General features: G+C 54.8%; 6 protein-coding genes. 2 read left to right on the forward strand and 4 right to left on the reverse strand.

Annotated features, from left to right (window positions below; all coding sequences use genetic code 11):
• The 3 genes from AC1DVH_RS23360 to AC1DVH_RS23370 all read right to left on the reverse strand — a co-directional run.
• Nucleotides 1-1,398, reverse strand: a 1,398-nt coding sequence (locus AC1DVH_RS23360) for a hypothetical protein (protein WP_477755807.1), incomplete at its 3' end; no start/stop codon positions are given.
• 76 nt (nt 1,399-1,474) lie between these two features.
• Nucleotides 1,475-2,623: an iron-containing alcohol dehydrogenase gene (locus tag AC1DVH_RS23365; RefSeq protein WP_477755808.1), complete on the reverse strand. Its 1,149-nt coding sequence runs from the start codon at nt 2,621-2,623 to the stop codon at nt 1,475-1,477.
• Between the two features lie 183 nt (nt 2,624-2,806).
• Complete coding sequence (locus AC1DVH_RS23370) at nt 2,807-4,180, reverse strand: sigma-54 interaction domain-containing protein (RefSeq protein WP_477755809.1); 1,374 nt, start codon at nt 4,178-4,180, stop codon at nt 2,807-2,809.
• A gap of 388 nt (nt 4,181-4,568) precedes the next feature.
• On the opposite strand from AC1DVH_RS23370, the gene alr reads away from it, so the two are divergent.
• Nucleotides 4,569-5,852, forward strand: a complete 1,284-nt coding sequence (gene alr / locus AC1DVH_RS23375; RefSeq protein ID WP_477755810.1) for an alanine racemase — start codon at nt 4,569-4,571, stop codon at nt 5,850-5,852.
• Nucleotides 5,853-6,020: 168 nt separating this feature from the next.
• Here alr and AC1DVH_RS23380 read toward each other — a convergent pair whose 3' ends face one another.
• Entirely contained in the window at nt 6,021-6,407 is a 387-nt protein-coding gene (locus AC1DVH_RS23380) for a DoxX family protein (protein WP_477755811.1), read from the reverse strand.
• A gap of 146 nt (nt 6,408-6,553) precedes the next feature.
• On the opposite strand from AC1DVH_RS23380, the gene AC1DVH_RS23385 reads away from it, so the two are divergent.
• Complete coding sequence (locus AC1DVH_RS23385) at nt 6,554-7,447, forward strand: LysR family transcriptional regulator (RefSeq protein WP_477755812.1); 894 nt, start codon at nt 6,554-6,556, stop codon at nt 7,445-7,447.
• Nucleotides 7,448-7,673 lie beyond the last annotated feature (226 nt).

Consider the following 7,673-nt stretch of genomic DNA (forward strand, 5'->3'; position numbering starts at 1 on the left):
CGACTCAGCACCTTTGGCTGGCTTGGTAGGCGCCGCCTTCAGATCCTTGGCAAATGTCCCATCCACCTCGCCCTTGAAGAAGTTTTTGCCGTAGATCAGCAAGCACAACACAACGCCAATCCCGAATGCCCAGCTCGCCCCCTTGATCGCCAGTACCGCGCCGATCACGCCCGCGATACCCAAGTCGCGCTGGCTACGAGCTTCAAGGATGCCCAGACGCACACTCACATAACCCTGGATCAGCAACGTCAGCGACAGAGCAACACCGAGAATCGGCTGTACCAGAGTCACTACCGGCAACAACAGCAGACCGGTGTTGGTCCCCCAACGGAACGACCCGACACCGCCGATGATCGACTTCATCGCCTTCGGCCCACCTTTGAAACGCTCGATCACCACCACCAGCATCGCCGCCCATTTTGGGCCGCACATGGCGACATCCGGGCCAAAGATACTCATGAACGCATTACGCGCGCCGAAGATCAGGTGAGAGCGATCGGCGTTGTAGTCGACGACTTCATCAGTGCGGACAGTTTCCGCCTCATCGAGGAGCGATTTCGCACTGAGCACATCGCCGAAGACAATGATGTACACCGCCAGCATGGTCGGCAACGCGGAGATGAACATCGACAGTGGCGGCATGCCCAGACCGAACACGGTGTAGTTGCTCCACAACCCGGCGAAATCCGGTTTGCTGATGCCCCACTGAATGGTTGGCCATGGCGCCTCACCGAAAAGCGGCGCAATCACCACCGCCAACAGAATGATCGGCAAGATGCCGAGCTTGGCGAAGTTCCACCAGAAGCGGTTGCGCTGCTTCAGTTCGTTGAAGTGCTGGGAGAAGATCAGATAGAAGGCGATGCCGACCGCAATGGAAATGGTCCAGGGCAGCACATTGAATTTACCGCCAACCTGGAACACCGCGATCACCGCACTCAAGCCGGCACCGACGATAATCCCGGATTTGATCGCTGAGGGCACATACTCCACAACCTTCTTCGCCATCCCGGTAGCCCCTAGGGCAATTGAAAAAACCCCCAACATCAACTGGAAGGCAATCAAGGCGTGGACACGCTCCGGGCCCATTGGAAATTGAGCACAGTAAGCCATCAACAGGGGTACCGCCGGGGTGATCCAGCCAGGTACGGTCGGGTCACCGAGCAAATGGTGCACGAGGTAAAGCAAGCCGTTGAGCATCACGACAGCCAACGCGACCTCAAATGGCATGCCGAGCAGTTCGGTCATCAGCGGAATGGCGGCCAGATCCACGGCACACATCAGCAAGCCTTGGAGGTAGTCCGGAAGCTCGATTTTGTAGTGAATAAACGGCAACCGAACCTTGAAAGGACCCAGCGGGATGTACGGGCTTTCGCTCCGCTGCGCAGTAGAGTTGGACATTGAGTGCACCTGTTTTATTGGTCTTGTAATGGCAGACGCCCGAACCGCCAGGCTGGGGCGTCGCGGCTTTTCGGGATCAGTAGGCTGCGCGGTAGATTTTCTCAATATCGGTGGCGGTCAACTTGCGCGGGTTGTTGCGCATCAAGCGGTCGATCTTACTGGCCTCTTCGGCCATCGCCGGGATGGCATCCTCAGGCACGTTGAAACTGCGCATACCGGTTGGGATATCCACAGCGGCGCATAGATCCGCCATGGCTTTGACAGCCTGATCCGCCGCTTCCTTGTCGTTCAGGTCGGCGACACGCACGCCCATGGCTTCGGCGATGTCACGGAAGCGCTCGACGCAGGCCATCTTGTTCCACTCCATCACGTACGGCAGCAGCAAGGCGTTGCTGACACCGTGGGCAATGTTGAACCGGCCGCCCAACGGGTACGCCAGCGCATGCACCGCGCCTACCCCGGCGTTGCCAAATGCCATGCCGGCCATCAGGCTGGCGGTGGCCATGTCTTCGCGGGCCTGGAGGTTGGACGGATTGGCATAAGTCTTGGGCAACGCCTTGGCGATCAGCTTGATCGCACCCAGCGCGATGGCATCAGTGATGGGCGAAGCATTCACCGAAAGATAGGACTCGACCGCATGCACCAGCGCGTCGACACCGCTGGCCGCTGTCACACTGCGCGGACAAGTCAGGGTCATGATCGGGCTGACCAGCGCTACGTCAGGCAGCAGGTAGTCGCTGACAATGCCTTTCTTCAGCTTCGCTTGCTTGTCAGAAAAGATGGCCACGTTGGTCACTTCCGAACCGGTGCCAGCGGTCGTCGGAATGGCAATCAGCACGGGGCCTTTGCGTTTCACCAGATCGACACCGAACAGTTCGGCCAGCGGGCCTTCATGTCCGGCAAACGCCGCGACGCCCTTGGCGATATCGATTGCGCTGCCGCCACCCACAGCAATCAACCCGTCGTGGCTGCCCTTGCGATAGGTGCGGGTACAGTCCTCAACGATGGCAATTTCAGGCTCCGGTTTGACCTGATCGAAAATGCCGTAACGGCGCCCACCCAGTTGCGCCAGCGCCAGATCAACAGTGCCGGATTCCAACAGAATGGCGTCGGTGACAATCAGCGGGTTTTTGACATTGAGGCGAGTCAGTTCAGCCGAAAGCTGCTCGATAGCGCCTTGTCCAGTGATCAATTTGTTGGCGATTTTGAAAGCAGAGATGTTCATAGTGCTCGTCCAGAGGATGTTGTTTTATTGGAAGACGTGCCATATGCGTTAGCGAAAGACGTGCCAATACCCGCAAAGCCCTGTGGCGTGGGCCTTTGCGCGATTCGCACGAAAACAGGAGGGGGTTTTACCGGTCAGTCCTGATTAGTTTTCTGATCGATTTATTCGGGGCTGATTAAAATCCTAATCAGAATGTTCCCAGCGTTTCATTTTCTGCACCACGGTCGCCTGACTCACGCCTAACGCCTTGGCCGCCAGGCGCGTGGTCTTGTGCACACGCAGCGCGGCACGAATCGCACTGCGCTCGGCATTTTCCAATACCTTGCGCAGCGGTAAGCGGCTGTCATCGGTATTCAGCGGGTTGAGGTTGAGGATCTCCTCAGGCATGTCCAGCGCCTCAATAGTCCCGGTCTGATTGGTCACCACCAGCCGTTCGACGATGTTGATCAGCTCGCGGATGTTGCCGGGCCAGGCGTAGTCGCACATCAGATCGAGGGCTTCGAGACTCCATTGAACCTGGCGTTGATAACGGACATTAAAGCTGTCGAGGTAGTAATGCAGCAGCGGCGGGATTTCCTCACTGCGCTCGCGCAGTGCCGGAATGTTGATCGGCACCACGTTGAGCCGGTAATACAGGTCAGCGCGAAAACGTCCTTCAGCCACCAACTGTGTGAGGTCATGGTGGGTGGCGCTAATGATGCGCACATCGACCTCCTTCAACTCCAGGCCACCGACAGGAATGAAGCGATTTTCTTCGATCACCTTGAGTAACTTGACCTGCACCGGGAGTGGCAAATCACCAATTTCGTCGAGAAACAATGTTCCGTGATGCGCAAGCTCCAGTAGGCCACGCTTGCCTTTAGGGCCTGCGCCTGTGAACGCTCCAGGCGCATAGCCAAACAGCTCGGCTTCGATCAGATTCTCGGGCAGTGCACCGCAGTTGAGGGCGAGAAATGGTTCACTGGCACGCGGACTGGCGTTGTGGATGAATTGCGCTACGAGGGTCTTTCCGACGCCGGTTTCTCCCTGAAGCAAAACCTTCACCGAGCTACTGGCAACCTGCCGGGCCAGCGAGAAGACGCGGCCGGAAACCTCCTGATCGGCCATAAGCGGAGAACGCAGGAGGTTGTCTCGTTGGCCAGCATGAAGTTTGGCGGTGCTGTTGCGCAGTTGTTTAAGCTGTTGCAACTCATCGCGCTCGTGTTTCATGCGCAGCAGTTCAGTCATGTCGCGTACGGTACTGACAACATATGAAATCCGGTTTTCAGCGTCGAGAATCGGCGTGGCGCTAACTAACAATTTCTTGCCCTGACTCAGGCTCTGCATCACCGACACCGGCCGACCTTCATGCAATACACGCAGTGTGGCCGATTGCGAGAGGACGCCCTCCTTCACCAGCTCCTGCATGGATCGGCCGATGAGATCAGCACCACTGAGCCCGGTCTGGCGCTCATAGGCTTGATTGACCTTCAGCGTCTTGCCGTCGCCATCAGTGATGTAGACGCCGTCATGCAAAGCGTTGAGCAGTTCTTCGAAACTGGCGTCGTTGACGTTCACCGGGGAGATTCCTTCGAGAGTGCGGAGCCGTTAAGTGTAAACGTTGTGTTGAGGGATGGAGAGTGACGGGAAGACAAGAGAGCAATTGAAGCCTTGAAGTGGTTCCATGCAGCCAAGAGCATGGGGCCTAATCCAATAGAAGCGTGTGACGCCGGCGTTGACTCAAGGGCTGGCTGGAACAGGTCGCCGTCCGACAAGTGAAAAGAGTCATCACTTACCTCCCCTCTCACGAACTGCTCCCACACCTCCCCGCCCACCTGGAAGAAACAGCAAAGACACTAACTTCAGAACAACCATCACGAGCAGTTAGCTTGCTACAACAAGCARAAAGCTCAATGCAACAAGCCATTTGCCAACTGGCACCTGTGCATTGAAGGTGTAGCATTGAGTGAATAACACGGAACTAACTTCCCCTGCAAAAAAGTACTCAAATGATGAAATAATGAAAACAACATTTTCTCACTTTGTCGCAGTAGGTCTCATTGCACTTGGCACTCAGGCTTTCGCTGCACCGCTGCTACAGGAGTACAACTTCAAGCAGGACGTAAATGCAACAATATCCCAAACAAACGCCTGGTTAGAGATCAGTAAATCTGCTTTCAAGCAAAATATCGAATTCGTAAAAAGCAGATTATCGAAAGGCAGTAGCTTGTGCGCTGTGATGAAAGCAGATGCTTATGGCCACGGTATCGCATTATTGATTCCGACGATCATGGAAGCGGGCATTAATTGCATCGGCATTGCGAGTAATGAAGAAGCGCGAATTGCCAGAAAAGAGGGCTACACAGGAAAAATAATTCGCGTTCGGCAAGCCACGGAGGGAGAAATCGTCAGCGCATTGCCTTATGACATTGAAGAGCTTATCGGCAATGCACAGGTAGCCCGAGCCATCAGCACGCTGGCAGAACACAATGGCAAGCCCATCAAAATTCATCTCGTTACCAATGCGGGCGTCATGAGTAGGAATGGCTTGGAGCTTGCCACCGAGCAGGGCAAAAAAGACGTGCTGGAAATCACCTCAATGAAGGGACTGAAGGTCACCGGGATCATGACGCATTTCGCCGTCGAGGATAAGGCCTTCGTCATGGAGGCCTATGACAAGTTCATGTCGGAGCAGGACTGGATCATCAAGACTGCCCACTTGAACCGTGACGAAATCACCGTTCATTGTGCCAACTCGTTCGCAACGCTTGACGTCCCGGCAACCCACTTGGACATGGTGCGCGTGGGCGGAGCACTTTACGGCGATTTGATCGGCCGCGCCGAGCTGAAACGCGTCATGTCACTCAAAAGCAAGGTTGCTACGGTCAACACCTATCCTGCCGGAAACACAGTGGGCTATGACCGCACCCTCACACTGACTCGAGACTCCAGGCTCGCCAACATCCCAGTAGGTTACTCAGATGGCTACCGCCGAGTGTTTACCAACAAGTCTTTTGTCGTCATCAATGGCGTGAAAGTGCCCACAGTCGGAAAAATCTCGATGAACACAGTTATGGTAGATGTGACCGACATAAAAAACGTCAAGCCCGGCGATACCGTAACGCTCTATGGCAAACAAGGCGATGCCGAGATTACACAAGCTGAATTGGAAGACATCAATAACGGTGCACTGCTCGCCGATGTTTACACCATGTGGGGCACCTCAAACATTCGAATACTGGTCGACTAAAGCAAGAGGCCCGTAGCATGTGATGAAAAGCCACCTCATCAGGGTGGCTTTTCATTGCGCAGTTGCACTGATCCGCCAGTTGGCCAAAAACCGCACCAGAGTTCAGTTGGCAACGGAGCTTCGGCCTGGACAGCGGTCATGGTTTTTTCAGGACGTCTGTTCCGTCTTTCAGCTGGCGGCATTTTTATCCGATGCACGCTGCGGCGTTAGGGCATAAGCACCATCGCCACACAGCGCGATAGCAATCAGCACCGCCGTCCAGAATGCCGGGTACTCCCAGCCCCCGCCGGTACTGCTGAACAGCCAGCCATTACCCGAGTGCGCCCAGGTGGCACCCAATAAAACAGGAATGGCYGCCAAGGCCGCATAGCGAGTTTTAAAGCCCAGCACCAGCATTGCACCCGTGGTGACCTCAACTCCGAGAACCAGCCACGCCAACACACCCGGCAAGCCAATCGACTCAAAAAAACTTGAAGTACCTGACATTGTAAAAACGAGAACCTTTAAATATAGAGAGTGCGCCAGCAACGCAATACCAGCTGTCAGCCGAAGCAATAAAACACCATAGGAGATACCTTAAGAATCGTCCATACAACTTCCAAAATAACACTGACAGCGCACGTTGCGCTGCCTTCCGAATATATTGTTGCGAGTAATCAGCAACCCTACAATCTGCAATTTAGCTATTACGGACTGCATATATGCACACTTGGGACTGGGACGATCTACGCCTGATACTTGCCGTTGCCGAACACAAGTCTTTTGCCGCTGCCGGACGCGCACTTCATCTTAATCACACCACCGTGCTGCGGCGTATCAATGCGTTCGAAAAACTTCATGCATTTCGACTATTTGATCGCCTCTCGACCGGCTACACAATGACTGACTCCGGAGAAGAATTACTGCAGACAGCACAAATCATGAATATCGCCGTCAGCGAACTGTCCCGCAAACTCGAAGGCAAGGATCTGCGATTAGAGGGCATACTCCGCATTACCACCTGCGATACTTTGATGGCATCCATTTTACCGAAGGCACTTGGAGGGTTCAGTGAACTCCATCCCGAGATATCACTTGAAGTCACCACCGGCAATTTCATCAGCGATCTGGCCCAACGGCATGCAGATGTAGCAATACGAACCAGTGACAGTCCTCCCGACGCATTGATCGGTAGGCGTATCGCCGATGTCGGGTTTGCCGTTTACGCTGCCAGGGGATTTTCTGAGCGTCATGGGAGCGTTGATCCGGCGCACTTCAATCGATGGCTTGCCCCGGATCTCGCACTTGGTCAAATGGATATTGCAAAATGGCTGCGTGCCAGCATTCCTGCAACGTCCATTGTTTTCAAGGCCGACTCTTTGGTCACCCTTAGGCAAGCAGCGCTGGGGGGCTTGGGAATAGCCGCACTTCCCTGCTATTTGGGAGATTCAACCCCCGGGCTAGAGCGGGTCCCGTTCGTAGGACTCAACGCCCTCAAAACGGGACTTTGGGTCCTCACCCATCAGGACCTGAGACATACCGCTCGGGTGCAAGCCTTCACCCGCTTTTTGAATGAAGCACTTCAACGTTCCTGGCCTGGACCGACAACCACATGACCGTTGAGCGGAGTGACGTACTTCAGATGGAACGTAACCTTGCGTACCTTTCAATTGCGATTTTTTCCGGACAGTTACTTTCTTTATTCATGGGGGGCTTGCCGGGGAGGCAATCCCTGGTTTTCACCAGTGCCGCAATCATTGCGCTGGTGACTGTGCTGCTCCTGTCTCTCACTTACAAATGCTACTGGATCGGGTAAGTACTGCACCTGATCTCAACCAACTC

The organism is Pseudomonas sp. P4_C3, from assembly GCF_056402075.1.